At 49.8% G+C, this 26536-nt stretch carries 28 protein-coding genes; 15 read left to right on the forward strand and 13 right to left on the reverse strand.

Translation table 11 applies throughout. The features are described 5' to 3' along the window. The first annotated feature begins 3 nt into the window (after window positions 1-3). Together McpCs1_RS07495 and McpCs1_RS07500 are read left to right on the forward strand one after the other, a co-directional pair. Window positions 4-864, forward strand: coding sequence for a geranylgeranylglycerol-phosphate geranylgeranyltransferase (locus McpCs1_RS07495; RefSeq protein WP_338096639.1), 861 nt, complete (start codon window positions 4-6; stop codon window positions 862-864). A gap of 69 nt (window positions 865-933) precedes the next feature. Beyond that, complete coding sequence (locus tag McpCs1_RS07500; RefSeq protein WP_338096640.1) at window positions 934-1344, forward strand: bactofilin family protein; 411 nt, start codon at window positions 934-936, stop codon at window positions 1342-1344. Window positions 1345-1350: 6 nt separating this feature from the next. On the opposite strand, the gene McpCs1_RS07505 is transcribed toward McpCs1_RS07500, so the two are convergent. Further along, window positions 1351-1836, reverse strand: coding sequence for a GNAT family N-acetyltransferase (locus McpCs1_RS07505; protein WP_338096641.1), 486 nt, complete (start codon window positions 1834-1836; stop codon window positions 1351-1353). 124 nt (window positions 1837-1960) lie between these two features. On the opposite strand from McpCs1_RS07505, the gene McpCs1_RS07510 reads away from it, so the two are divergent. From McpCs1_RS07510 to McpCs1_RS07525, 4 genes are all read left to right on the forward strand, one after another. Further along, entirely contained in the window at window positions 1961-2401 is a 441-nt protein-coding gene (locus tag McpCs1_RS07510) for a hypothetical protein (protein WP_338096642.1), read from the forward strand. Window positions 2402-2405: 4 nt separating this feature from the next. After that, complete coding sequence (locus McpCs1_RS07515; protein ID WP_338096643.1) at window positions 2406-2699, forward strand: type II toxin-antitoxin system HicA family toxin; 294 nt, start codon at window positions 2406-2408, stop codon at window positions 2697-2699. 134 nt (window positions 2700-2833) lie between these two features. Then, window positions 2834-3589, forward strand: a complete 756-nt coding sequence (locus McpCs1_RS07520; RefSeq protein WP_338096644.1) for a small multi-drug export protein — start codon at window positions 2834-2836, stop codon at window positions 3587-3589. A gap of 24 nt (window positions 3590-3613) precedes the next feature. After that, window positions 3614-4294 (forward strand): small multi-drug export protein, encoded by a 681-nt coding sequence (locus McpCs1_RS07525; protein WP_338096645.1) that lies wholly within the window; start codon window positions 3614-3616, stop codon window positions 4292-4294. A 686-nt stretch (window positions 4295-4980) separates the two neighbouring features. On the opposite strand, the gene McpCs1_RS07530 is transcribed toward McpCs1_RS07525, so the two are convergent. Continuing rightward, window positions 4981-5430: a metal-dependent transcriptional regulator gene (locus McpCs1_RS07530; RefSeq protein WP_338096646.1), complete on the reverse strand. Its 450-nt coding sequence runs from the start codon at window positions 5428-5430 to the stop codon at window positions 4981-4983. A gap of 157 nt (window positions 5431-5587) precedes the next feature. Between McpCs1_RS07530 and McpCs1_RS07535 the strand changes: the two genes are divergently transcribed. From McpCs1_RS07535 to McpCs1_RS07545, 3 genes are read left to right on the forward strand one after another with little or no spacing between them, the layout of a single operon-like run. After that, entirely contained in the window at window positions 5588-5827 is a 240-nt protein-coding gene (locus McpCs1_RS07535; protein WP_338096647.1) for a FeoA family protein, read from the forward strand. Continuing rightward, window positions 5824-7809 carry a ferrous iron transport protein B gene (feoB, locus tag McpCs1_RS07540; protein ID WP_338096648.1) on the forward strand — a complete coding sequence of 662 codons (1986 nt, stop codon included), beginning with the start codon at window positions 5824-5826 and terminating at the stop codon, window positions 7807-7809. Before McpCs1_RS07535 ends, feoB begins: the two co-directional genes overlap by 4 nt. Next, the gene (locus McpCs1_RS07545; RefSeq protein WP_338096649.1) at window positions 7796-8029 is read left to right on the forward strand and encodes a hypothetical protein; all 234 of its coding nucleotides are present in this window, start codon (window positions 7796-7798) and stop codon (window positions 8027-8029) included. The genes feoB and McpCs1_RS07545 overlap by 14 nt, the downstream gene beginning before the upstream one ends. A gap of 256 nt (window positions 8030-8285) precedes the next feature. On the opposite strand, the gene McpCs1_RS07550 is transcribed toward McpCs1_RS07545, so the two are convergent. The 4 genes from McpCs1_RS07550 to McpCs1_RS07565 form a co-directional block, all read right to left on the reverse strand. Further along, entirely contained in the window at window positions 8286-9017 is a 732-nt protein-coding gene (locus McpCs1_RS07550; protein ID WP_338096650.1) for a winged helix-turn-helix transcriptional regulator, read from the reverse strand. Window positions 9018-9154: 137 nt separating this feature from the next. Continuing rightward, complete coding sequence (locus McpCs1_RS07555) at window positions 9155-9967, reverse strand: winged helix-turn-helix transcriptional regulator (protein ID WP_338096651.1); 813 nt, start codon at window positions 9965-9967, stop codon at window positions 9155-9157. Window positions 9968-10043: 76 nt separating this feature from the next. Continuing rightward, complete coding sequence (locus McpCs1_RS07560; RefSeq protein WP_338096652.1) at window positions 10044-10502, reverse strand: hypothetical protein; 459 nt, start codon at window positions 10500-10502, stop codon at window positions 10044-10046. Between the two features lie 303 nt (window positions 10503-10805). Then, window positions 10806-11498, reverse strand: coding sequence for an FKBP-type peptidyl-prolyl cis-trans isomerase (locus McpCs1_RS07565; protein WP_338096653.1), 693 nt, complete (start codon window positions 11496-11498; stop codon window positions 10806-10808). A 148-nt stretch (window positions 11499-11646) separates the two neighbouring features. Here McpCs1_RS07565 and cyaB point away from each other — a divergent pair, with 148 nt between their 5' ends. Beyond that, window positions 11647-12213 carry a class IV adenylate cyclase gene (gene cyaB, locus McpCs1_RS07570; protein WP_338096654.1) on the forward strand — a complete coding sequence of 189 codons (567 nt, stop codon included), beginning with the start codon at window positions 11647-11649 and terminating at the stop codon, window positions 12211-12213. Window positions 12214-12663: 450 nt separating this feature from the next. Here cyaB and McpCs1_RS07575 read toward each other — a convergent pair whose 3' ends face one another. Then, window positions 12664-13332: a metallophosphoesterase family protein gene (locus tag McpCs1_RS07575; protein ID WP_338096655.1), complete on the reverse strand. Its 669-nt coding sequence runs from the start codon at window positions 13330-13332 to the stop codon at window positions 12664-12666. Window positions 13333-13355: 23 nt separating this feature from the next. Further along, window positions 13356-14534, reverse strand: a complete 1179-nt coding sequence (locus McpCs1_RS07580) for an MFS transporter (RefSeq protein WP_338096656.1) — start codon at window positions 14532-14534, stop codon at window positions 13356-13358. A gap of 95 nt (window positions 14535-14629) precedes the next feature. On the opposite strand from McpCs1_RS07580, the gene McpCs1_RS07585 reads away from it, so the two are divergent. Then, complete coding sequence (locus McpCs1_RS07585) at window positions 14630-16012, forward strand: MATE family efflux transporter (RefSeq protein WP_338096657.1); 1383 nt, start codon at window positions 14630-14632, stop codon at window positions 16010-16012. Beyond that, complete coding sequence (locus tag McpCs1_RS07590) at window positions 16013-16759, forward strand: TrmB family transcriptional regulator (RefSeq protein ID WP_338096658.1); 747 nt, start codon at window positions 16013-16015, stop codon at window positions 16757-16759. Here the strand turns inward: McpCs1_RS07590 and McpCs1_RS07595 are convergent. After that, on the reverse strand, window positions 16746-17006 hold the full coding sequence (locus tag McpCs1_RS07595; protein ID WP_338096659.1) for a DUF3795 domain-containing protein: 261 nt from the start codon (window positions 17004-17006) through the stop codon (window positions 16746-16748). The genes McpCs1_RS07590 and McpCs1_RS07595 overlap by 14 nt on opposite strands. A gap of 76 nt (window positions 17007-17082) precedes the next feature. On the opposite strand from McpCs1_RS07595, the gene amrS reads away from it, so the two are divergent. Then, window positions 17083-18084 carry an AmmeMemoRadiSam system radical SAM enzyme gene (gene amrS / locus McpCs1_RS07600; RefSeq protein WP_338096660.1) on the forward strand — a complete coding sequence of 334 codons (1002 nt, stop codon included), beginning with the start codon at window positions 17083-17085 and terminating at the stop codon, window positions 18082-18084. A 40-nt stretch (window positions 18085-18124) separates the two neighbouring features. On the opposite strand, the gene McpCs1_RS07605 is transcribed toward amrS, so the two are convergent. The 3 genes from McpCs1_RS07605 to mutS all read right to left on the reverse strand — a co-directional run bounded on the left by McpCs1_RS07605 (window position 18125) and on the right by mutS (window position 23730). After that, a complete protein-coding gene (locus tag McpCs1_RS07605; RefSeq protein WP_338096661.1) occupies window positions 18125-19207 on the reverse strand; it encodes an AAA family ATPase in 1083 nt (360 codons plus the stop codon). A gap of 102 nt (window positions 19208-19309) precedes the next feature. Further along, window positions 19310-21118: a DNA mismatch repair endonuclease MutL gene (gene mutL, locus McpCs1_RS07610; RefSeq protein WP_338096662.1), complete on the reverse strand. Its 1809-nt coding sequence runs from the start codon at window positions 21116-21118 to the stop codon at window positions 19310-19312. After that, a complete protein-coding gene (gene mutS, locus McpCs1_RS07615) occupies window positions 21118-23730 on the reverse strand; it encodes a DNA mismatch repair protein MutS (RefSeq protein ID WP_338096663.1) in 2613 nt (870 codons plus the stop codon). The genes mutL and mutS overlap by 1 nt, the downstream gene beginning before the upstream one ends. Window positions 23731-23869: 139 nt before the next feature. Here mutS and McpCs1_RS07620 point away from each other — a divergent pair, with 139 nt between their 5' ends. Continuing rightward, window positions 23870-24559, forward strand: coding sequence for a class I SAM-dependent DNA methyltransferase (locus McpCs1_RS07620; RefSeq protein WP_338096664.1), 690 nt, complete (start codon window positions 23870-23872; stop codon window positions 24557-24559). Window positions 24560-24577: 18 nt separating this feature from the next. Here McpCs1_RS07620 and McpCs1_RS07625 read toward each other — a convergent pair whose 3' ends face one another. Beyond that, window positions 24578-25855: a proteasome-activating nucleotidase gene (locus McpCs1_RS07625; protein WP_338096665.1), complete on the reverse strand. Its 1278-nt coding sequence runs from the start codon at window positions 25853-25855 to the stop codon at window positions 24578-24580. Between the two features lie 154 nt (window positions 25856-26009). Here McpCs1_RS07625 and McpCs1_RS07630 point away from each other — a divergent pair, with 154 nt between their 5' ends. Beyond that, a complete protein-coding gene (locus McpCs1_RS07630) occupies window positions 26010-26522 on the forward strand; it encodes a multiprotein bridging factor aMBF1 (protein ID WP_338096666.1) in 513 nt (170 codons plus the stop codon). The last annotated feature ends 14 nt before the right edge of the window (window positions 26523-26536 follow it).

The raw sequence follows: 26536 nt of genomic DNA on the forward strand, positions 1-26536 counted from the left end.
TTGATGAGCCTCTCCGCCTACGTTACGATTATTCGTCCGGCAAACGCGGTAATTTCCGGTATTACGGCGATCATTGCTTACTTGATCGCATCAGGAACCAATGTTTTTTCCGCTTTTGCCCTTTTTGTGATTGTGACCGTAATCTGTGGTGCGGGCAATGTGCTCAATGATTACTTTGATCGGGATATCGATGCGATCAACCGGCCCGACCGCCCGATTCCGTCGGGCGCACTTTCTCCCCACAATGCTGCGGTGTGGGCGGGAGTTTTGTTTGCCGTTGGTATTCTCGTAAGCTTTGCAACCAACTTCTGGTGTCTTGCAATAGCTGTGGTAAATACAATTCTTTTGATTGCGTACGCGGCGAAGCTGAAGAAAATACCGCTGCTTGGAAATCTTTCGGTTGCATATCTTTCAGGAAGCATCTTCCTCTTCGGCGGAGTTCTTGTTGGCCCTGAGTCGTTTATTGTTACGCTGCCGCTGTTTGCGATCACCTTCTTTGGAACGCTTGCCCGCGAGATTCTCAAGGCAGCCGAAGATATCGAGGGGGACGCGGCGGGCGGGGCCCGCACGCTTCCGATGATTCTTGGTGTGCAGAAGAGCGGTTACGTTTCTGTTATCCTGATTGTGTGTGCGATTATCGCAAGCATTGCCCCGTACTCACGCTGGGGAGTTCCGTATCTCGCGGCAATTGCAGTAATTGATCTGTTCATTTTGTATGCTGCGGCAAAATCCGTCCGCTGCAAAACTCCAGCTGAACTGATTGCCGCACGGTCCACGAGTCTGATCAAGTACGGAATGTTTGCGGCGCTTTTCCTGTTCCTTGTGATGGAGTTGTGGTACGGCATCATTTCTCCGCTGCTGTGAGGAAACCAAGCAATGGGCAACCTATTAATACCGTGAGAATGAAGGTTATTATACGTAACAGGGGTATCGATGAAAGTTTTCGTAAAGGACAAGACCTATCTGGCAGAACGGGGTTCCTATTTTAAGGAGTCAGTCAAAATCGACGGGGATTTCATTGTGCCTCCGAAAACTCAGTTTTGGAGAGATCTTGTGGTGACCGGCAATCTTTCGCTCGGTGTCGGGTCAAGGGTCGGCGGCAATATCACCTGCAACGGGGCGGTTATTTCCCGCGGTTGTCTGGTGGAAGGAGAACTTATCTCAGATACTGATCAGGTAACAATCTGCGACGGCGCCCGCGTGCGGGTGATCAAGTCGAACGGCAATGTGCTGCTCCGCCCGGGAATTGTGTCTGATGAAGTGCACGGGGAAAATATTCTGGTGATGGGAAAAGTGCACTGCGGGAAACTGATGGGGAGAAACACCCGCGTCATCAACCAGTAATTTTTTTCAAAGTGTTTTGTGGAAGATTAAGAGATCTTCAAAGGTCCCATCGTTTTTGCGGTACCCGTTCGGAATTGTTCCGATCACATTGAATCCGAGTTTGAGGTAGAGGGTGATTGCTCCGTAGTTTGATTTTATGACTGCATTGTACTGAAGTCCCAAATAACCGCACTCTTTTGCTTTTGTCAGTGAGTCTGTGACAAGAATTTTTCCAACTCCGTATCCGCGGAATTTTTTGTCAACGCCGTAGGATGCGTTTGCGGTGTGCGAGCAGCGCCCGACATTGTTGTCATGCAGTATGTAAAATCCTGCAACTTCGCCGTTTACAACTGCGCAAACGGTTGCTGTCTGTGATCTGAAAAATGCGTCGGCCTCGTTTTTGGTGAACGCTGTTTCCTGCGGAAACGCGTTGGCGTCCCGTACTATGTCGTTCCAGACTTCGGTTACTCTGTCTGCTTCATCTGATGTGTAGGGTTTGCAGATGATCTTCATTGTTTCTCTATTGGTGAGGATTCGTATATATGTGTCAGGGAATTGTTCTGGTTCAATCATTTTTCACGCAAAAATTCTCATGATAACAAAACCTATTATCTCACCCTTCCTATTATCTGATATTATGCAGGAGATGGAATCCAGAGAAAAACCAGAGAAAGCAACGGTTACCATCTCCGTAACTCCACGCGTAAAAGAGACGCTCTGTTCTTTGAAGCGAGGGAACGAGTCATACAGTGAGATTTTAGAGCCGATTCTCTATACCGTTGCCGTTTCAGAGTCTGATGAGGGTATTGGTGCAGTGTTTCTCAAATCAGTTTATGTGAACGATGATCTGAAGAAACTGAAAAAGCCGATCCCGCTCAAAGTCATCATTGAAGATAATACACTGATTCTCTCAAATAGCGAGTTTAAGATTCTCGTAACCTGCATTGATATCATTGAAGGACTGGAGGAAGCCCGCCTGCAGTTTGCAGATCTCATTGATATTTATACAGACCATCAACCCATGACTGAAGGGGCGGTCACGTTTGGCAAAAAATTGATGGACGCAGTTTGGGCGTGATATCTTGTCGGTACTAAAATGTGATGCGGTTACCAAAGCCCTGAAAAAGAAAGGTTTTGTTTTAGTACGCGGCCGATCAAAGCATATTGTTTATTTCTTTGTGCATGATGGAAAGAAATCAGAAATTGCAACACATTTGAGCCACAATAAACAGGAAATCAACGATGCACTACAGCGGGAGATGGCAGAGCAGACCTATCTCTCAAAAACCGAATTTGCAGAAATGGTCTCTTGTAAAATTGGATATGACGAACTTGTCGCCCGTTATGTCGATCTCGGTCTCCTTCAGAAAGACTAACTCCTTTCTTCCGCAGATATGCGGGCGCGAGTGAAAGAAATTCTTATCACCAAAAACTTCTCAGAATATATATTGGATTGCCAGCAATCCAGTAACCCTTTATGCCTGTCATGCCATCTATATAAGTATCTTTTATGGCTGAGGAAGGACGTACTACGCAGGAATGGGCAAAGATTATTCTTCGCCGGCTTGTATTCCTTGGTGGTCCGCTCGCTCTCTACGGTGCATTTATTGTGTTTCTGTGGTTTGTGTATCCGCCGGAAGGCGGCCTTCTTGGTCAGCCGAGCGAGAGATTTCTGATAATTATGGGACTTCTCATCGCGTACCTTGTGCCGCCGTTTGGCAAAGAAACAATCATTCCCATATCCATGGGCCTCGGGTTTCCTGCATGGCTCATCAGCTCAGGCATTATTTTAATGGACATCTGCAGCTGTCTTTTAATTGCGCTGAACTTTGATCTGCTGCAAAAAATTCCGTTTGTCGGCGGCCTGATTCGTAAGTTTACGGACGGGGCGAACAAGGTCCGCAAGAAAAGCCCCTGGATTGAACAGCTGTCGCACGTGGGATTGCTTATATTTATGTACATCCCGCTGCAGGGCTCGGGCGCTACCAACTCCACGATTCTCGGCCAGCTTTTTGGCATGCGAAAGATAACGGTGTTCTGGATTGTGACCCTCGGCAGTATTTTGTCGACCCTCACGATTGCTTTTGGTTCGGCTGCGGTTCTGGATCTCTGGCAGGTTAATCCATGGTATGCGGTGCTTGCGATTGTTTTGATTGCGGTCGCTGTTATCGTGCTTGCTGTTCTCTGGCACCGGTACACGAAACGGTTTTCTCCGAAAAATCCTGCATGCGACTGCGATACAGATGAGGAAGATTTTCTTCCCTAAACACCTATACTTGGTTTGCATTTTATGACCGAAGACGCCGTTACTCCGTATTATCAGCCTACCCTTCGCGTTCGGCTGATAATGTCAGGCGGTGTTCTGGCAGTATTTGGTGCAGTGCTGCTGTTTCTTTTTCTGACGACTCCCGATGGAGAGTTTTACAAACTGGCAGGATGCCTCGCCGCCTATATCATGCCAGGATTTGGCAAGGAGAGTATTGTACCCATTGCAATGGCTCTTGGTTTTTCCTGGTGGCAGATTACGCTTGGTATCGTTGCGAGTGACATGGCTCTTGCGGTTATTATCGCCTACAACTTTGATCTGCTGCTCCGCATTCCGCTGCTCGGCAGACTTCTCCGCTATTTTACGAAGAAGACGAATGAAATTCTCCAGAAGCATCGCTGGATTGAAGGGCTGTCGCTGATCGGTCTGTTTCTGTTTATGTACATTCCATTCATGGGTTCGAGTGCGATCAATACTACCATCGTCGGCAGACTTTTGTCTGTGCCGCCGCGAATTCTTTTGACGATTGTGTTTGTTGGAAGTGTTCTTGCAACGCTGACGATGGCTGTTGGTATGCAGTTCATCATCAATTTGTGGATGATGAATCCCTTGTTTGCGATTATTGCGGTGATTGCGGTGGTTGGTTTTGCGGTTGGGTGCTGGAAGCTCTGGCAGCGGTACACGCAGAAACGGTTCGGGTCGTGATGAGATATGAAACGCTAATAACGCGAATAGCGCGAATAAAAAATCGCCAATGGCGATTTTTAAAATATTACCAAAATTATTTTTTTATACAACTCTCTCAGCTCGGTAAAATTACTGAGAATTTTTTCTTTTGAATAGGAGTTACGCGGTGATGATTTTCATTGTTTGGGATTTTTCTGTAGGCTGTCTTGCTTGGAGTAACCACGGAGCACACTGAACACACGGAATTCCACGGAAAAAAACACAGAATACCGCTTCGCTTACGGTAAACACGGAACGCATGCCTTCGGCCTGCTTACCGCTTCGCGGGAAAGTCTAAGTGTACGGGTATTGGTATATGTCACCGTTTTGAGATGCCAACTTCCTTGGGCTTTCCGTGTTTTCCGTAAGCGAAGCGGTATTCTGTGTTTTTTCCGTGTGTTCAGTGTGTTCCGTGGTTGCCCCAAATAAAACCAAGGGCAGAGAATCCCTTTTCCTTATGCTATTTCATACCGTGTAAGTCCTATTTTGAAAAATTTCCATTGGCGATTTTTAAGAAATTACAAAAATTATTTTTCACACAATTTTTTCTGTTCTGAAAAATTACTGAAGATCTTTTTCTTTTGAAAAACCGCCATTGGCGATTTTTTATTCGCGCTATTCGTGCTATTCGCGTTTAATAATTATTTCGCGTTTCAAAAAAATAATCACTTACAAAACTCGGTAAACCGCTTCAGCTCTGCATGGGCGGACTTCGTGCTGCCCACATACTCAACAAACTGTTTGATCTTCTGAATCGTCGCCGCGTTCAGCTCATGCTCCATGAAACATGCATCCTTCTCAGCAATCTGATCCGGCACCGCAATCAGACGGAGAAACTCCACCAGCACATCATGGCGGTACTTGATCTGCTCGGCAACTGCCCGGCCCGCGTCCGTCAGCGTCACCCCTTCGTATTTGCGGTAGACCACCAGTTTCTTATGATCAAGCTTTGCAAACATCTCAACAACCGAAGGAGGAGACAGGTCCAGCTCGTCAGCGACGTCCCGTGTTTTCGCGTAGCCTTTCTCTGCCGAAACATTGAGGATTGTCTCAAGATAATCCTCCTCCTTCATCGTAAGGCGTTTGCAGTGTGGTGTTTGCGGGGTCGCATCCATGTGCTACTAAGTTTTCTCACGCAAGATTATGAGCATTTGCTTTGCGAATTTTCGGATGTTTTCAAAAAATCCGAAACATCTTCGGCTGCCGCATCGCTCCCGAATAAAATTAGGCGGCTGAATATACCAACCTAACCGCAAACAAAGTAGTATGCAAATGACATCACCTCTCGTAACCCTAAACTGCATCCCCTGCGGTTCCTCTGCGACGGTCGCATCCCTTGAACATGGGGCAGAAATTACCAAACGCCTTCTTGAACTCGGCATCACCCGGGGAACCGACATCACTGTGCTTGGCAATGCCCCGCTTGGCGACCCCATGATTGTCCGCGTTCGCGGATGCCAGTTTGCGATCCGCAGAAACGAGGCAAAAAACATTCTCATGGAGATTGCATGAGCGAAAAACGAATCATTGTCGCCCTCGCTGGAAATCCGAACTGCGGCAAGACCACTCTTTTCAACAACCTTACCGGCATGCGCCACCATGTGGGAAACTGGCCGGGAAAAACCGTCACCATCGAACGAAAAGAAGGAAAGGCAACCTATGAAGGAACAACCCTTGAGATCGTTGACCTCCCCGGGACCTACAGCCTGAGCAGCAGATCTCTCGAAGAGGAGATTACCGTTGAGTACCTCCTGCATGAAAAGCCGGACGTCGTGGTCAATATTGTGGACGCCGCACATCTCGAACGAAATCTCTACCTGACCCTTCAGCTGATTGAGCTTGGCGTCCCGCTGATTCTCGCACTGAACATGAACCGGTATGCGGACGCTGAAGGCATCATCATCGACACCAAAAAACTCTCCGCATCCCTTGGTGTTTCGGTCGTGCGAATTGAAGCGATCGATGACACCGGAAAGGATCAGCTGATTCAGGAAGTTTTGAAAAAACCTGCGGCGACCACGAACCCTCCACACTACTCAAACGAAATTGAGCAGCACCTTGCAGAACTTTTGAAAATTCTGCCGGAAGTTTCCCGCTGGGATCTGATTCAGTATCTGATCCATGGAGCTCCGGAAAATTTTTCCGAGGAGGCAAGGGCAGAGATCGAGAAGACCAGAAAACATCTCGAGGAAATTTTTGGCACAACCCCGCAGGAAGTTTTTGCCGATCAGCGTTACGGATACATCGCAGGCATTCTTCATGAGTCGGTGAATCTTCATGCAGACTCGGGAGGAAAAAATCAGTCGGAACGAATCGACCGGTTTGTGACCAACAAGTGGCTCGGTTTTCCGATCTTTCTTGTGGTGATGTATGCGGTGTTCCAGATCGTGTTCATGCTCGGTGCGCCGTTCATGGATATGATCGACACCATCTTTGGCACAATTTCTGAAATGGCCGGCGACGCTCTTGCGGCGAGCGGAGCTCCTGCATGGGTGAGTTCGTTTGTCTGCGATGGTGTCATCAGCGGTGTCGGGTCGGTTGTGATCTTTTTGCCGAACATTATCCTGCTGTTCATCCTTCTGGCAATTCTTGAGGACTCAGGGTATCTCGCACGGGTCGCTGTGATTATGGATCGGATTATGCACCGACTTGGTCTTCACGGGAAGTCGTTTATTCCGATGATGCTTGGGTTCGGCTGCGGTGTTCCGGCAATTATGGCAACGCGTACGATGGAGACCGAGCGTGAGCGGCTGCTGACGATTCTTCTGACGCCGTTCATGTCCTGCTCGGCCCGTCTTCCGGTCTACCTTCTGCTGGTCGGCATCTTCTTTGTGCCGCAGGTGCAGGGTTTGGTAATGTTTTCGCTGTATCTGCTGGGCATTCTCGTTGCGCTGATTGTGGGGCTTCTGCTTCGCAAGACACTCTTCAAGGGTGAGTCTTCGGCATTTGTTCTGGAGATGCCTCCGTATCGGATTCCCACAATCAAAGGTGTTCTCATCCATTCGTTTGAGCATGCAGGTATGTTTCTGAAGAAGGCCGGCGTGATTATTTTCCCGGCGGTTCTTCTGATGTGGCTGCTTGCCTCGCTGCCATTCGGTGTTGAGTACGGATCTTCTGAGAGTGTGATTGGCATGATAGGTTCTGCGATTGCTCCCATCTTTGCACCGCTCGGCTTTGGTATTCCTGAGGCGGCGATTGCAATTATTATGGGACTGATTGCAAAAGAGGTTGTGGTGGCAACGTTTGGCACGCTGTTCGGCGTGGGCGAGGAGGCTCTGGGCGATGTGCTGATGAATGTGTTCACGCCGCTTTCCGCCTACTCGTTCATGGTGTTTATTCTTCTGTATATGCCGTGTCTTGCGGCGATGCTGACGGTTAAGCAGGAGACGAACTCGTGGAAGATTACGGTTGGGGCAGCTGTGATGATGTGCGTTGTTGCCTGGATTGTTTCCTTCATCATCTATCAGGGAGGTGTTCTTCTTGGATTCGGATGATCCTTTCTGGACGGTGCTGTTTGTGCTGCTGGCGGTTGCGATTCTGCTGGTGTTCGGCCTGATGCTGAAGCGAAATCTTTCGCAGGGGTCATGCTGCTGCGGCTGTTCGAAGAAGGATAAGGGTGGCTGCTGCCAGTGTGCAGTGGCTTCCCGCGAAGCTTCTTCGGAAGAAGAATATTTTTTTTATAGGAGTTACGCTGTGATGAGTTTCATCGTTTGAGATTTTTCTGTCCTTGACCTCACTTAGAGTAACCACGGAATGCACTGAGCACACAGAGCTTCACGGAAAAAAAGAAATCGCATGCCTTTGGCCTGCTCATTGCTTCGCAAAAATGCACGGAGAACGCCTGCGGCGCCGGAATGCACGGAATATATTTTTTATATTTTAAGAGAATAAATTATCTCGGAAATCTTTCCGTGCATTCCGTGGTTATTTCAAGCAAAACCATACGTCACAGAACCACACCGCGTAAGTCCTATTCTACATTATTCTCGTTTGTGCTCGTGAGGCTCTGATAGATCTTGAGATACTCAGGAAGAATTGTGTAGTGGATGAAGTTTTTCTCGCGATAGGTATCCACTGCATTGTAGCGTGCAAGCTGCGAGAGATGCCACTGCAAAGTCGACTGCGAGATGCTTGTTTTTTCTATGAGTTCTGTCTGCGAGATTCCCGGAGCTTCTGCAATCGCGGTGAATATTTTGTGCGGTTTTTCTCGGGTGATGAGCCGCTGCATGAACTCGATGCTTTCATCCTCGCTGCAAGCTCCTGCATACAAACAGGTCATGCCTTTTCTTGCGACCTTTCGGACTTTTCCTGCAGTCTCAAGTTTATTGATGTGATGAGTCGTGGTCCCCCGCGAGGTCTCGGTGATCTTTGCAAGTTCGGTTGCGGTAATACCTGGGTTTTCGACTATTTCGTTGTAGAGTTTCATTGTCCGAGAGTTGGGCTTGAAGGAGAACGGGTCGCGTGCCAGAAGGCCGGTGAGGGCACCGGTGGTGAGAAAGAGAAAAATGACCCAGAGAAATTCGGTAAAAATCACGGGGGGAAGACCGAAAGCATGGCTGTAGGTTATGATAATATATTCCTGTAATGATTTCATGGGATCAAATGTCGGATTTTCCACGAGCACCACAGGAATCCCATCATCGATGTCTTCAAAGTCTACTGGTGCCGGAGAGATAGTTAGTCCTGAGAGAGGGTAGTACATCTCACCCGTATCTGCGGAAACTCCAGTACAGAAAATCGAACATAAGAGAAAAATAGCCAGCAACGATAATGTTTTGGATCGAAAAACCATGGAACTTTTTAGCGAGGTACTCTGCATCATTTTTTCATATCTGAGGGTTATGATTCGTTTGTGTTGTCGGTGTTTTTCTTTGTTGTTTCTCCGGAAATCTTATCGACATTTTCATTGTTTTTAGTCTCTATTTCCTGTTTTTTTGTTCCAACAAGCTGATTGTACAGCAGAACGTAGTCAGAGATTGCGGTGTAATGAACTGTGTTTTTGTTGCGAACGCTTTCAATTGCATTGTATTTTGCCAGTTGGGACAGATGCCACTGAAGTGTTGTCTGAGGAATACCGGTCTTTTCGACTAAGATCTTTTGAGAAACTCCGGGGTGATCGATGATGGTCTGAAATATTTTATTCGGCCTTTCCTCTGTGAGGACTTTGTGCATGAACTCTTCGTGTCCGGCTACTTGGACATTGACAGGATAATAATTTCCCGCGCCACTGTCTGTGGTCTTTTTGATTTTGCCTGCAAGACTTAAGCGATGAATCGTGTAGTTAATTGATCCGCGTGGAATTCCGGTGAGTTTCTGCAGTTGTGCCATGGTCATTCCCGGATTTTCTTTGATTGCATTGTAGACAATCATTGGACGTGATTCAGGATCATCGGGGAGTTTTTTGCGGGTGACGAGGAGGCCGAGAGCGCCTGCACCGAGGAAAATTGTGAATATTGCAAGGAGTTGTGAAATGAGTATTGAAGGAAGACCCCATACTCCAGTGTAAAGTATTGTAAGAATATATTCTAACTCTGATATCGGATCCATGATCCAAGGATTTTCGATAGGTGCCAATGTTTCGTCATCTTCAAAATCGTCTGGGACTGCGGAGATGATCAGGCTCCCCCTCGAAATTACAGTGTCATCTGCCATGACCGGCGTGAACAATAGCGATAGTATAATTAGTAAAATAAAAATTGGTTTGATGTTTTTCATAGATTTCTACCATTTAAGAGCTGACTATGGTGATAGTAAATGATTGTGAACTTGTCACTGACTTCCCTCTGACAAAGAATACCCACTGTCCGCTTTGGAGCGGGCTGTCCTGGAATTGCAATGCAAGACTACCGTTAACGCTTCCATCGGTTGCGTCATCGTACTCACCATGCATAACACTGTCCGGAGTCTGGACAACAAGACCAAGATTGCTTGCTGTGGTTCCCCATGCAACTCTTACTGTAAGCGTTGTTGATCCTGCAGGTACTGTATAGGTATATCTCTCTGTTACACCTTGCGTGACTGAGCCAGTGGTTGATGATTTCGGCCACATGACATTACCGATAATCGGTGTAACAGTCATGCCGCTGTTCTTTGTCACCTGATCAGAGGACGTCGTTGCTGCGGCCGGAGCCATGCAGAATGCGAGCACACACAGCATCGCAAGTACTACAACTAATTTCTTTCTCATACAATACGTTTGTTCTCGTTATCGTGTTATATTATCTTTGGACATATATTAGGTTTAGGTTTTCCTAAACCTATGTGGTATCCAATTGAAAAATCTTTTTTCAACGCCTCATTAATTCTTTTACGACATTATTTGTCAGAAATTTCTGAATGTCTACTGCCTTGATAAATCATTAATTTTGGCTTGACAAAGCCGATCTTTTCCTATAAATACTCTTATATTGTGACAAAACTGTATTTCCTAAAATAAAATCGCCGAAAAAAAGTTATCCGGATATCTCCGGAAACATCTCTGAAGAAAAAATTATTCTGCCTTTTCCTCAGTCTTGAGGTTTGGGCGCGGGAAGGTCTCGACGAACTTGACCGACTCGATCTCCGGGAAGAGACCAAAAGCCTCCTGCGTGATCATGTACTCGGTCATCATCCAGTTTTGATTGTACATTGCCATCATTGGCGGGACTTCAACAGACACAAACGTCTTGTGTGCATTGCTGACCTTCATCTCGCGTCCGGTGAACAGGCGGATGGTTCCTTCAAGTTTCTCAATCGGATCCTCAACAACAGACTCAATCGTGTAGACATAGGTGAGGTCCTGGCCTGCGAGCGGGTGGTTAAAGTCAACCAGATAGCGGTTGCCGATCTTATTTACCACAACACCTTCGCGTCCGTCAACCGTCACGCGGTCAAACATTGCGACCTTCTCCGGAAGACCCTTTCTGTCAACTGCCTTCAGCTCATCCTTCTTGTGCTCGCCGAATGCCTTCTCTGCCGGAACAACAACCGTGTACTCCTTGCCGACATCCTTTCCTGCAAGATCCTCGTCAACGCCTACCAGAACATGACCAGCGCCGACCTTTACCACTGCCGGACCATACATCGCATTCTCGCGGAAAATTCCTGCCGTCTTTGCTGCCTCAGCATCAGTCGTATCAAAAGCTGAACCGTTCACAGAACCGGTGTAGCTGATTTTAATATAGTTGCCATTCTCAATAGCCATACGAATTCCCTATACTATGCGCCCTCATACATTAAGAGATTTTGCGAATTCATCCGGTAATGATATATCTATTTTTCTTGGAAAGTTTGGAACTCTCCAGTAAAATCCCCTACCCTTATATCCCCTCAAATCCGAATACTACAACATCATGGCATTGGAGATTGAGATCAAAGTCAAAGTTCCGTCACTCGAACCCATCCGGAACAATCTCGAAAAACACGGAGCTGTCCTCATCGCCGAGCAGGACGAGCACGATATCTACTACAATGCCCCGCACAAAGACTTTGCCCAGACCGACGAAGCTGTTCGCGTCCGGTACACCAAAAACCAGACCTGCGGAAAGATCATGCCGCCTAATGTCACCTACAAAGGCCCCAAAGTCGGTCGCGAAGGATTCAAGGCACGCGAGGAAATCATCGTCGACCTCTCTTCCGGCGAAGACTTCGGCATAATTCTTGAACGGCTCAACTTCAGAAAAACCGCAGAGGTTGTCAAGCACCGCGAGATCTATCAGTGCGAGAAAGCCATCGTTACTCTTGACAATGTTGAAGATGTCGGCACTTTTTCTGAGATCGAAGCAGACTTCTCTCTCACCGAAGATGAAGCGATCGCTGCAATCGAAAGCGTCGCCGCAGTGGCAGGCATTACGGGCGAACGGCTCACCAAATCCTATCTTGAAATCCTGCTTGATGCCAAGGCAGCAAAAAAAGTTTGAGAGCAAGCGGCTCGAAAAAATTTTCAAATTTTTTTCAAAATATTTTTTCAAATAGGACTTACGCGGTATGAAATAGCATAAGAAAAAGGGATTCTTTGTCCTTGATTTTATTTGGGGCAACCACGGAACACACAGAACACACGGAATTCCACGGAAAAAAACACAGAATACCGCTTCGCTTACGGAAAACACGGAAAGCCTAAGGAAGTTGTCATCTCAAAATGGTGACCTATACATATGCCCATGCTCTTAGGTTTTCCGTTTTTTCCGTAAGCGAAGCGGTATTCTGTGTTTTTTCCGTGGTGCTCCGTGTGTTCAGTGTGTTCAGTGTGTTCAGTGTGTTCTGTGGTTACTCCAAGCGAGACCACCTACAGAAAAATCCGCAACGAAACTCATCACCGCGTAACTCCTATTCAAAAAAATTTTCAAAAAAATTTCGCGAGAATTTTCTCACTCATCTTTTTCATCATGCACATTTCGCAGAACAATGATCGGTTCATCCTCATCGTTCAGAGTAATCACCGAATAGTTTCCTTCGGATGCCGGTCCAGGGTTCACACAGATGCGTCGCTCGAACTCAACGACGCCCTTCTGTTCATGAATGTGTCCGCAGCAGATGATATCAAACTCACGGACAACAGCCGCCACCGACTCAGAACCCACGTGAACCGATCCGTCCTCGCCGATTCCATCGAGCGCACCTTTTGGCGGAGCATGCGTCACCAGAATATTCCACCGGTTCTTTTTCATCTTCGCAAGAACGCCTGCAAGAGCTGTTGCGATCTCCTCCTCAGACAGCTCAAACAGAGTATTGAACGGAGTCGTGTTTGATCCGCCAAGACCTGAGACCGTAATCGTGCCGAGATCAATACTCTTCAGATGCAGTGAGACCGCGTCCGACGCCTCAATAATCTGCACAATCTCTTTTGGATCACAGTTGCCGGGAATCACCAGTGTTGGTGCAGGAATTTCCTCAAGCGCAGGAATCACTCCTTCCAGAGGTCCGAAATCCGTCAGGTCGCCGCCGATGAAAACGTAATCCGGCTCCACCTCATCAAAAATTTGGGAAATCACCTCATACTTTCCATGTACATCGGTAATAAACACAATATCGGTCATGACTATCTATTTCCCTTTCGAGGTTATGAAGTTTCAGAAATTCGTACTTCCCGTCTCCACACAACCGCAAAGATCAAAGCAATAAGAATTCCCAAAAACCCGGTAACCAGAAACAAATTACTGTACGACCCGACAATTACCAGAACCGGCACCACCAGAAGTGAGGATGCAAACTGTCCGAGGTTCAGCGACATCGAAAAAATTCCGGTCGCCTTTCCCATCGCACGAATCGGTGCCTCATTGGTGATCCAGTTCACAATTGTCGGAATCAGTGCGCCGTTTCCTGCTCCGACTAAAATTACCGCAGCGGCAATTGCCGCGACCGACCAGGCAAACCCAAGCAGACAGCATCCCACGCCGAGCACGAGGAAACACAGAAACATCATCTGCATTCTTGGCATCCGTGCCGCAAGCCGTCCGTAAAAAATTCCGGCAACCGCCGCACAAAATCCCATCAGACCAAGCAGAACTCCGGTCCCCATCAGAGAAGTACTGCCAACCTGAGCAATAAGATATGGCAGTTTGGTTGGCATCAGGAAAATGATTGCCATCCCGACAAAGATTGTTACATAAATTGGTAGAAGCGCACGCATGTTCAGCTTCACCGAGCTGTCGCGCAGACCGTGAGTCGGCTCACGGGCAGGCTCCTTGATTGCAAAGATAGCTCCAAGGAGGATCACAAAACCCACCAGATAAATCAAGAACGGCTCTCTCCATGAGATCTCCGCAAGACTTCCTCCTCCGGTTTCAAGAATCAGAATGCCAAGACCCATCGCAGCCGACTGGTAACCAAGCACCTTCACTCTGGAGGCACCTGTATAATACTCGGTGATAAGTGCGGTCGTTGCCGTCATGAGACCTGCAATACCAATACCGAGAACAACGCGGCTTGCAAGAATTGCCGGAAATGAATCAAGGAAAAATCCCGCTGACCCGGCAACCGAAAATATCACCAGCGACAAAAGAAGAATCGGTTTTCTTCCAAACCGGTCGCATGCCATCCCGACCAAATACCCAGTGCAGGCAACCGCAAGGCTTGGCAGCGTGATGATCATTGAGATCAGGTACTCTGGCACGTCAGGAAACACCTGACTTATCAGAGGAAGTGCCGGAGCGACCGCCGCTCCACCCATCAGAGTAAGCATCGCTGCGCAAAGCAGGAATACCAGTGTCCATCTCGTTGGAACAAACGTCTTTTTCATCTTTACTCATTAAAGACATCTCTCATAAATGCGTGGTGCACCTGAACTCAGTAGCAGTATTATTATTGCCTTACAGACCACACATGTATAGTCTCATGACCGAAAGGGAAAACATCATCACCGAGGGTAGTATCACAAAAGCCCTCATTATCATCGCCATCCCAATCATCATCAGCAACATCCTGCAGAGTGTTCTTGAAGTAGTGGACATGTACTTCATCGGCCACCTCGGACAGGACGCCATTGCTGGGGGAACGATGAGTATCTCCATCATCATGGTCTTAATGACCGTGCTGTTTGGTATTGTCACCGCCACTGCTGCATTCATATCGCGAGCGTACGGCTCACAGCGGTATGAACGCATTCAGGTAATTCTCGCCCACTCGCTCTATCTGGCTTTAATCATCTCCGCAATAATTGCCGTCATCGGCATGTTCTGGTCCGAAGGACTCCTTCTGCTTCTTGGAGCAGACCCGGGAGCTCTTGCCGAAGGAGTAAAGTTTCTCCAGCCGATGCTGATGGGTCTGTTTGTGATGGTCATCTTAATGACCCTGGTCACCGCATTTCAGAGCAGCGGCGACTCACGAACACCGATGTTTGCTATGATAGCGGTAAACATCGTCAACATCCTCCTCAACCCGACCCTCATTCAGGGTCTTGCAGGATTCCCGGCATTCGGTATCGCAGGGTCTGCCTATGCCTCAATCATTTCACGAGGAGCAGGAATTTTTCTGCTGCTTGGCGTGATTTATCTTCATCCGGCATTCAAAAACAGTCCGGTCAGACTGCCGAAGAAGTGGACCTTTGAGCCTGACCTGATCAAACAGATCGTCTTCATCGCAATCCCGAGCGCAATCCAGAGCGGAGTAAGAAGCTTCGGATTTTTGATGATGACTGCCATCGTCACCACATTCTATGGGACGGCAGCCGTTGCCGCATACGGAATTTCGATTCGTCTGGATATGCTTGGCCTCATCATCGTGATGGGATTCTGTACTGCGATCGCTGTGATGGTCGGTCAGAATCTTGGTGCCGGACGTGTTGACCGTGCCGAGCTTTCAGTGAAGTATGCGGTTGTCATCAATGCCATCTTCATGGCATGTGTTGCCGTCTTCTACTACTTCAACGCAGAGATGCTGCTGGCATTCTTCGGCGCGGAAGGCGAGGCGCTTGTTGACGGCATCCTCTTCATGCACATCATCCCGTTCTCCTACTTCATCATTGCAGCGGCAATGACGCTCGGGTTTGCGATGAATGGAGCAGGCATGACGCGCCCCGGCATGTACTCGGCAATCGCCGGACAGATCTGTACGCAGGTCGCGCTTTCTGCGATGTTTGCCTACCTTGGCTATCCGATCCAGTACATCTGGTATGCGATCGTCTGCGGTTCCATTGTCATGTGTATCTGCGACTACTACTTCTACCGCAAGGGCGACTGGAAGAGAAAGAAGCTGGACCTTGGCGGAGAAGACGCATAAATGAACGAGGAGCTTGTATCCCGCCTGAAAAAATTCGGCATGAACGAGTATGAAGCAAAAGTCTACTCGTCCCTGTTCGAGCTGCGGGTTGCAAGCGCAAGAGAGGTCCATGACCTCACCTCGATTCCCCGCGGTCGGGTCTATGAAACGCTGGACCGGCTTATGGAGAAGCGTTTCGTCGGCTGTTCGGGAGCGTCGCCGGTTCGGTATCATGTCAATGATGTCGCAAAAACTTTTGAGCACATCAAGACAGATACCATGTCAGCCCTAAACGAACTGAGCGAGTATCTGACGGATCTGGAACGCGACCGTCCCGCACGTCTGACGCAGGCATATGAACTCCAGAATGTTCATGCAATCGATTCCCAGATTCGTCTGATGTTTCAGCGGGCGAAGTCAGAGATGATTATTTTCTGCGATGACGCCGAGTTTCTCAAACGCTACGCATTTGATCTGGCGGATCTTCAGAAACGACTCGATCTCTACGTGGTTCTGCGAAACAGAAAACTCGCGGAGTCTACCAGCATCAAATGCTATCTTGGCGGTCGCGAGATTGAGAATGGATTTTTTTCTCCGCATGTCCCTGATGACAGGAGCATTAAACTCAGGCTCGCAATTTATGCAGATCGACGCGATTTTCTTCAGATTGTGGAGGACAGCGGAGATGTTCTCGGAATTTTTCTCTCGAACGATCCCTTCTCCGGCTACCTCTATCACTGCATTTTGGATGAGATCAAACCGATCTGAGATTTTTCATCTTTTTTTCAAGAGTCTTCTTTGCATCTTCCTCGCTCATGTAGGGGTCAGGGTTGGCAAAGTAGCGGTGACACGGAACCTCTGGACACTTTCCGCAGTTGGTCCGGGCACGTTCGTTTGCACAGCAGTCAAAGATTTTACAGACCGGTATGTTTGCATACGCGGTCCAGAACGGTTTTCCGTCAACCTCGCGGCATCCGGGACAGTTGCCTGGGTAGGGACAGGCGTCACAGTCCATGCCGCAGCATGCTAATCTCATAATATATTTTCTTCGATGCACTCTTTGATATAGATTCTCTGACTATACTTTGAGTATGCATAAGGCGCTCCTTTCCCGAGTTGCAGACGATGCCGTCGTCTGCGGCGTGTGTCCGAGACACTGCCGGATCACCGACGGTGAGCGGGGATTTTGCGGTGTGCGGGAAAATATCTGCGGCATTCTCTACTCGAACAGCTACGGCCGTCTGACTGCTGCGGGCCTTGACCCGATCGAGAAAAAGCCGCTCTATCATTATCTTCCGGGAACCCAGACATTTTCTGTGAGCAGTTACGGCTGCAACTTCACCTGCCGTCACTGCCAGAATTTTACGCTGTCGCAGGTGCGGGAACTGCCGGCAACGTATGTTTCTCCGGAACATCTGGTTGAAGAGGCGACGGCAACTTCTGCGAAGAGCATCTCGTTCACGTATAATGAGCCGACGATCTCCTTTGAGTACGTGCTGGACACCCTGCGGCTCGCTGACTCCGCAGGCCTTGGTTCTGCGTTTATCACGAACGGCTACATCAGCGAGGAGGCTCTCCGCGAGCTCGCAAAATATCTCGGCGCGATTCGTGTGGATCTGAAGGCTTTCACCGATGAGTTTTATCAGAAGGTCTGCGGCGCACGTCTGATTCCGGTGCTGGACACCATTCTCCTTGCAAAAGAGCTTGGACTTCATCTGGAGCTGGTGACGCTGGTGATTCCCGGCTACAATGATAGTTCCGAAGAGATCGATATCATGCTTGAGTGGGAGATGGAGAATCTAGGGCTCGCGGTTCCTCATCACTTTACGCGGTTTACTCCCATGTACCAGATGGACCGCGAGAAACCGACACCAAAAGAGACACTCGACCGGATCTTTTTGCAGGCAAAAGATCACGGCCTCTACTATCCTTACATCGGCAACATCATGCATGCCGCAGGATCTCAGACCCTGTGCCCTGAGTGCGGGGAACTGCTGATTCTTCGGGCAGGCTATGTGACAAAGATGCCTGGTATTTCCCACGGAAAATGTAAAACCTGCGGCAGAAAGTTCGACGGCCGCCTCGCTCGGTAATCATGGTTGTGTTTTTCTGTAAAAAAAATCAGATCAGGATTTACTCCTGATCATCTCCATCGTCCTCTTCCTCATCCAGTTCATCCTCGAACTCTTCCCGAACATAACCCGTATCGGTTTGCAGTCCGCAGATAACCCTCAGTATTTTGGAGAACTTTTTCTCCATCGGAGTGTCACGCATCTCGGATATCTTTCGGCCGCTGGCCGTGGCCAGTCTCTGCCGATAATTGTTCGGGTAAATAGAGTGATATAGCATCACATCCTTTTCATCAGCCCGTGCCTCCAGATATCTGGCAAACAGGCAGTTGTTTGTTGTAAGAAATATCTGTTTTTTCTTTCTGGACAGATCAAGAATCAGGTCTGTGATGGCTTCCATGCTCCCGGAATCCATATCCACATCAGGCGCGTCCCAGAACAGTATATTCGCTTTACAAAGGCTGTCGTTCATCCCCAGCGTCTTGAGTACTGCAATTTTCTTCATTGCAGAAGATACCATCGTCATCTCTTGTTTTCTTCCGGTCTTCAGATAATACCGCTGTTTTCCCGGAAGGATACCCCGCACCCGATGCTGTAACATCCTTTCAGGGAGTGCACCGCACACACTTTCCTCCCCCTCCCTCCTGCACTTCTGATTGACCGCCGCCACCAGATCTATCTGCGTGTCATCGGTCTCGAAATAATTTCTCGACGTGGCCGCATTTATCTGCCGTGTATACAGCAGAACATCCTTTTCCGGAATAAAGAGACTGGTGCTGTCTTTCTGTGCATTCCACTTTTCGGTGCCATAGAGCCGGGCAGACTCATACTCCCTTGAAGCTATACTTATCTCGCAGGAAATCGATGCTGAGTCTGACATTATCTCAATAATTCCCCGATAGGCCTTCCCGCTGGTTCTGCGCACCAGCCGGTTTATTCCTCTTTCTGCCGGCTGGAACACCCGCACAAGTTTGTACGGAAACGAGATTCCATCTTCAATCGACCGGCAGGCGGCATACAGTATCTTGAGGATATGTGTTTTTCCAATTCCGTTTTCTCCGATGATTACATTGATGCCGGGAGAAAAGGTGATGTCCAGTTTTTCAAACCTTGTAATATTTTCCAGATGAAGTTCAGTGAGTTTCATGATGCGGATGGTGGGGAGTTGTGCTTGGCCATTCGTTCTGCTACCTGAGAGGTACCGGTACTAGTTTCCTATAATAAAATGCTCCTCACAAAAATAAAATCTTCATGTCCGCAGAAACATTGCGGCAAACCGTTCTTTGGTCAGCACGATGGTGGTCGGTCTTCCGTGCGGGCACGTGTAGGGGGACGCGGTTGCCATCAGCTGGCGAAGGAGTCTCTGCATCTGTTCAACGGTCATCGGCGTTGCGCCTTTGACCACCGCCCGGCATGCCGCGGTCTTGAGCACCCGGTCAAGCACACTCTCTTCACCGCCGCCCGAGGTTTTGTCAAGAGCCTCTGTAATGATCTCATGAATCACGGACGGGTCGCCGAGGGTCTCGGAGACGACCGGTACGGTGCGCACCATCCAGACATCCTTGCCGAACGGCTCGAGGAGATAGCCTGCTTCTGCAAGTACATCCAAGAGATCTGCGATCGCTGCGGTCTCGCGTTTGGTCAGATGCAGCTGGATTGGCACGAGCAGTTCCTGACCGGCAAGCCCGCTCTTCTGTCGTGCGAGTAAAAGATCATACATCACCCGTTCGTGCGCTGCATGCTGGTCCACGACGATGAGATCTCCTGACTCATTTTTTGCGAGGATGTAGGTATCTGCAATCTGGCCGAGGACCTGAGGCACGAACTCTGTTGTCTCCGGAACTTCAAAGGTCTCTGTCCTTCTCAGCTGTTTGTCGGTCTGCCGGAGGGAGGCTGCGGCAGGTTTTTGGATCTCCTGAACTGGCCGCACCCGCCGTTCGTAGGGGGCAACCGCCTCGCCAAGAATTGTCTGCGGGAGAGACACTCTCGGCTGCGCCGTCTTCGGCTTTGGCATCTCCTGTGGAGCGGGAGCGTTCAGTTCAACAGCAAACACCGGTGTTTCGTGCAGGGCACAGTAGACCGCGTCCTGCACTCCTCTCTGGACATCGCGTTCGCGGGAGAGCCGGACCTCTTTTTTCGTCGGATGGACGTTGACGTCCACGTCGCGGGGATCAATTGCGAGGTCGAGAAATGCTGCCGGGTACATTCCTTTCGGCAGCAGTGTGCCGTAACCTTCGCGGACCGCCCACTGAATAGTCCGCGAACTTATCTGCCGGTGGTTGATGGAAAGATACAATCTACTCGGCGTTGTTTTCATCTCTGACCCGGGTCTCGTTATCAGTCCTGAGACTTTGACGAGGCCATAGGTTCCTTCAACCGGTACCAGTTCTTTGGCAAATGTTGCGCCAAAGACTGCTGCGATCACGTCCTGATAACTGCCGTTTCCGTAGGTGCGGAACCGTTCCTTTCCCTGATAGAGGAGAACAAACGAGATGGTGCGGTGCGCGAGTGCGAGCCGCTCCACCATGTCATAGATGTGCGAAAGTTCGGTAGCAACGTTTTTCTGAAACTTTCTGCGTGCCGGTGTGTTGTAAAAGAGGCCTTCAACGACTACACTGGTTCCTTCGGGAGCGCCTGCTGCTGTGCACTCGATGAGTTCACCGCCGTGAATCGTAATCTTACATGCCGCAGGACTGCTGCTGCCGCGTTCTTTGGTGACCAGGGTGACCTGGGAAACTGCGGCGATGCTTGCCATTGCCTCGCCCCGAAATCCGAGTGTGGCAATTGCCGCGAGGTCGGACGGACGTGAGATTTTGCTTGTTGCATGCTGGCGGAAAACGAGGAGTGCGTCCTCTTCACTCATGCCGATGCCATCGTCGGTGACAGAAATTCGCGTGACCGCGGTGCTGTCTGCGAAAAGTTCAATTTTGATTCTGTGTGCGTCTGCATCAATCGCGTTTTCGACTAATTCTTTGACGACGGACGCCGCCCGCTCGACCACTTCCCCTGCGGCGATGTGGCTGATCGTTTCTTCATCAAGAACGGTAATGATGCCCATTACTTTCTCTCCAAAATTGATTTGAGTTCATTGACGAACATCAGCGCCTGCATGGGCGTCATCTCATTGAGGTTCGCCTCGCGGACCCGTTCCTCAACTGCGGAGACTGCGGGTGTGAGGGATTCTGATGCCGTATCCACCAGAAGCATCTGGGTGTAGTATTTTTTCCCGCCCGACCCTGCATCCTCGCGAAGTGCCTGATCCAGAATTGTCTCGGCACGTGTCAGAACTTTTTTCGGAACCCCTGCAATGCGGGCCACATGAATACCATAACTCCGGTCAGTTGCTCCCGGAATGAGTTTTCGAAGGAACGTGATGTCGTACTGATCCTCCTTTACCGCAAAGTGATAGTTTCTCACGCGGCGGAGCTCCTGCTCCATACCGATCAGCTGATGAAAATGCGTTGCGAACAGCGTCCGGGGACCTGCGGCCCCTTTTCCATGCAGATACTCAAGAACGGCCCTTGCAATCGAGTACCCGTCCACCGTACTCGTGCCTCTGCCGATCTCGTCAAGAAGAATCAGACTTTTTTCGGTTGCATTGTTTAAGATGTTGGCTAACTCCAGCATCTCAACCATAAAGGTACTCTGGCCGCCCGCGAGGTCATCGGACGCGCCCACACGGGTGAAAATTCTGTCCACGATACCGACTTTTGCGTAGCGTGCGGGAACGAAACTGCCGATCTGCGCCATGATGCAGGTGAGGGCAACGCTTCGCATGTAGGTCGACTTACCTGCCATGTTTGCTCCGGTCAGAATCAGAATCTGGTCGCCTGACGCATTCATCTCGGTGTCGTTCGGGACATAGCCGCCCGGAACCGAGTTCTCGACAATCGGGTGGCGTCCGTCACGGATGAGGAGATCTTCTCCCTTTGAAAATTCTGGCCGCACATACCTGTTCGCAGCTGCAAGCTCGGCAAAGGATGCGATCATGTCGATGGTTCCAACGGCCTCTGCGGTCTCCTTGAATGTAGGAACATAATTTCGCAGGGTCTCAATCAGCGACTCATAGAGCGCCACTTCAAGCGCGAGAATCCGGCTGTCGGCCTGCGCCATCAGAGCTTCGCGTTCGCGGAGTGCCGGAAGCGTGAACCGCTCGCCGTTCACGGTCGTCTGCTTGCGCTCGTATTCGGGCGGGACTTTGTCGAGGTTCGCTCTCGTGACCTCGATATAGTAGCCGAAGATGTTGTTGTAGGCGATCTTCAGGGATTTGATGCCGGTCCGGTCCCGTTCGTTCTGCTGCAGCTCGGCGATCCAGTCGCGCCCGTTTGCCAGCACGTCACGAAGTTCGTCGAGGTCGGCGTTGTAGCCTGCGCGAATCACGTTGCCGTTCCTATACACCACGGGCGGATCGTCGACGATTGCGGCATTGATCAGATCCGCGACTCCTGCAAAGTCAGGAATTTTTGCAAGCTGTTCAGCAAGAAGTCCTGATGTTTCTCCGATCGAGTCCCCGATCTCGGGCAGCAGTTCAAGTGTTGTCGCAAGCGACAGAAGATCGCGTGGGGACGCATTGCCGTAGGCGATGCGTCCTGCGATCCGCTCAATGTCGGCAACTCTTGCCAGCACTGCGCCAAGCGTTCCGCAGAGCACGGGACGATTTTTGAAAAACTCGACAGCATCAAGTCTGCGGTTGACTGCTGCGGGGTCCAGGAGGGGAACGGTGACAACCGACCGAAGCGTTCTGCTTCCCATCGGTGTTTTGGTCCGGTTCAAAAATCCACACAGTGTGGTGTCGTTCCGGTCTCCCCTGAGCGGCGAGAGAATTTCCAAGTTTCGCAGCGTTATTGCGTCCAGCACCATCGCATTGCTTGCATGTTTGCGGGAAAATCCGCTGATGTGCGGGAGTGCGGTCTTCTGGGTTTCTTTCGCGTATCTGAGAGCGGCTCCTGCGGCGCTGATGCAGAGCGGGGAGTCAGCACAGTCGAATCCCTCCAGCGTTGCAACGCCGAATGCTTCGCAGAGTACCGCATCCCCGTCGGAAAACAGGCCTGACCTGCCCGGGGTGAGGACCCTGCCGGTGCCGGCAAGAAAACTGATGAGGTCTGCTGAAACTCCCTGCGGCACCAAAATTTCTGCGGGCGTGTAGCGTTCGATCTCGGTTGCAAGGGATGCATGGTTGTCTTCTGATGCAATGTCTTTGACAAAAAATTCGCCGGTGGTGATATCAAGAAATGCAAGTCCGGCATGATTTTTTTTGGCGTCAACTGATAGTGCCATCAGATAGTGCGCCGCACTGCCATCCACAATGCCCGTGTCAATCGCGGTTCCGGGCGTTACCACGCGGACGACATCACGTTTCACACAGCCTTTGGCGGTTTTTGGATCCTCAACCTGTTCACAGATTGCCACTTTGTAGCCTTTGCGAATCATCCGCGGCAGGTAAAGGTCCAGTGCATGATACGGGATTCCTGCAAGCGGTATCTGGTTGCCGTCAGGGTCCTTGGACCTCGTGGTCTGCACGATGTCAAGCTCTCTGGCACATATTTCTGCGTCCTCCCAGAAGGTTTCGTAAAAGTCCCCCATCCGCATGAAAAGAACGCAGTCAGGATACTGTTCCTTGAATGTCCTGACCTGTTCCATCGCAGGAGTGAGTTTCTTTGGAGGAACCATAATTGAAAAGTACTTTAGGTCTTGGTAACTATTGAAAAGTTCGGTTTTGGCATTTTGTGTCTGGTCAGACAGATCATTCGAAAAATTTCCGCATACCTTTTTTTCGTATTCAAATCATACTATCCTCAGAGATTTCTTGATGAATAATACTACTGATGAAAGTTTACTGGCATGGGAGGCGAACGCGGATTACTGGGATGAAAAAATGGGTGATAACTCGAATGCTTTTCATCGTGAACTGGTCCGTCCGTATACGGAAAAACTGCTGGAGATAAAGTCAGGCGATTTCGTGCTGGATATTGCCTGCGGCACAGGAAACTTCACCCAAAGAATTGTGGAACTTGGCGCACGGGCGGTTGCTTTTGACTACAGCCCAAAAATGATTGCACATGCAAAACGTCGACGGTCACATATTTTGCACAACGCCGAGTTTGTTGTCTGCGATGCGACCGATTCTGCACAGCTCTCTCAACTCAAACGAAAAAATTGTTTTACCAAAGCGGTCTCCAACATGGCGGTCATGGACATCGCTGATATCAACCCATTATTTTTCGGAGTGTATGAGCTGCTGTGCCGAAACGGAATTTTTGTGTTTACCACGCACCATCCCTGCTTTACGTATCCACACGGTCAGTATCTCTCAAGCTGCATCCATAAGGATACGGCAATCGCCGGCCAGCCGGTTCTGCAAAATTATTATCATCGTTCGCTTCAGGAGATACTCGGGTCTGCTTTCGCCGCAGGTTTTGTTATGGACGCGCTGCACGAAACCGCAGATGATGATCCGGAAATTCCACGCATCATCACCATCAGACTGAGAAAATGTTAGAAGATATCTAAAAAAAGTTTAGGAGTACATCGCGTCCGGCTGCTGCATCACGATACCGGTCCTGCCGCTCTTCACCGACACAAGAGCTTTCGCGAAGTCTTCCTGATTGATCATCGTCCGCCGCTTGCGGATTGCATTCATACCTGCCTCAACACAGACCGCCATCAGCTCTGAACCATTCATTCCTTCGGTCTGGTCCGCAATTTCCTCTAAGGAAACGGTTTTTCGCAGATTCATTTTCTTCGTATGAATCTCAAGAATTACCTTCCGTCCTTTCGCGTCCGGCAGCGGGAACTCAATGATGCGGTCAAACCGCCCCGGGCGCAGGAGTGCCTTGTCAAGAATATCCTGACGGTTCGTTGCGCCGATAACTTTCACATCGCCGCGTTTGTCAAAACCGTCAAGCTCTGCAAGCAGCTGCATGAGTGTACGGTTGACCTCATGATCCCCTGCCGAGTAGGCATCATGCATCCTTGACGCTCCGATCGCATCGATCTCATCGATGAAAACGATAGCAGGAGCCCGTTCGCGTGCCATCTGGAACAGCTCGCGAACCAGTCTCGCTCCCTCACCGATGTACTTCTGCACCAGCTCGGATCCGACCACATGAATAAACGTCGCCTTCGTGTGATGGGCGACTGCTTTTGCCAGCAGCGTCTTGCCGGTTCCGGGCGGCCCGTACATCAGCACCCCTTTCGGCGGCTCAATACCGACCGCCTCAAACAGCTTCGGCGACTTGAGTGGCAGCTCAACCGACTCGCGGAGCATCTGCTTCTGCTCCTCAAGACCGCCGATGTCGTCATACGTAACTGACGGAGCGTCTAAAATCTCCATCGTCTCCACCTGCATATCATATCGTGCAGGCAGAATGTCAACGACCGTGAATGACTGAAGGTGCATCGCGCACTGGGCGCCCGGCACCACATCCTTCGTTGACGTGAGATGTTCACTTATTCGGGAAAGGAACTGCGGGCCGGTCGTGCTCCTCACCACCGCATGGTTTTCGTCGAGAACCGACTCGATGGTTCCAAGCACCAGAGGAGGGCTGCGGTAGCTGTCAAGCTCTTCACGCAGTTTTTTTACCTCGCGCTTCTGCTGATCCCGCTGCGACTCTGCTGCCGCGTTCTGGAGCCTGAGCTGGCGGACCTGTTCGCGAAGCTCGTAGTTTCTGCTCTCCAACGAAACATTCGTCTTTCGCAGAGCTGCAAGCTCGCTCTCCTCAGGCAACGGGGCCCTGCTGTCTGCCGTATTCTGATCGCTCGCTAACGGCGACATAATATCGGGTGTTTCTGACATGGCAACTTACGGGTATATCAGTGTATATCGCTAAAATATCTTCTCATCCGAGTTTTGGATTGAATGATATCAGGTTTTCATTCATTCCTGAAATGTATCGGTATCCGAATCGTTAATGTGTTAGAAATAAAAAATAGATAACGGCGAATTTATCATGCAAACAGAATACTGTGAGTTATGTGGTGCACCTCTCACCAAGAAGGCAAGACTGGTGCAGATTGAGGGTGCCAAACCAATGAAGGTTTGCGATAAATGTGCCAAGCTCGGCACAGAGATTCAGGCACCAAAAGTTGCCAGCGCCGGATACGGCAAGCCGACGCTGACAAGAAAGTCCGCGCCTGCATCCACCCCGTCAACCCCTCGCAAACGCGATATGTTCGATTATATTGAGGGCGATGTTGTGGAGGATTTCGCAAAGCGGATCACTGCGGCACGTCAGGAGAAAGGATATACCCAGAAGGATCTTGCTTTTATCCTGAAGATGCAGGAAGGCGACATCAAGAAACTTGAGCGCGGAGAGCGTGCGCCGACCGAGGCTGAACGCAGCAAGCTCGAGAGCGAGCTTGGCATCCGGCTTCTTGATTCAGATGGTGATGCAAACTCGCTTCAGCAGGGTGGCGCACCTGCAACGACGCTGGGCGATGTTTTACAGGTAAAGAAGAAATAAGTGGGCTATTCCAA

It is taken from the genome of Methanorbis rubei (genome assembly GCF_032714495.1).
Taxonomy (GTDB): domain Archaea; phylum Halobacteriota; class Methanomicrobia; order Methanomicrobiales; family Methanocorpusculaceae; genus Methanocorpusculum; species Methanocorpusculum rubei.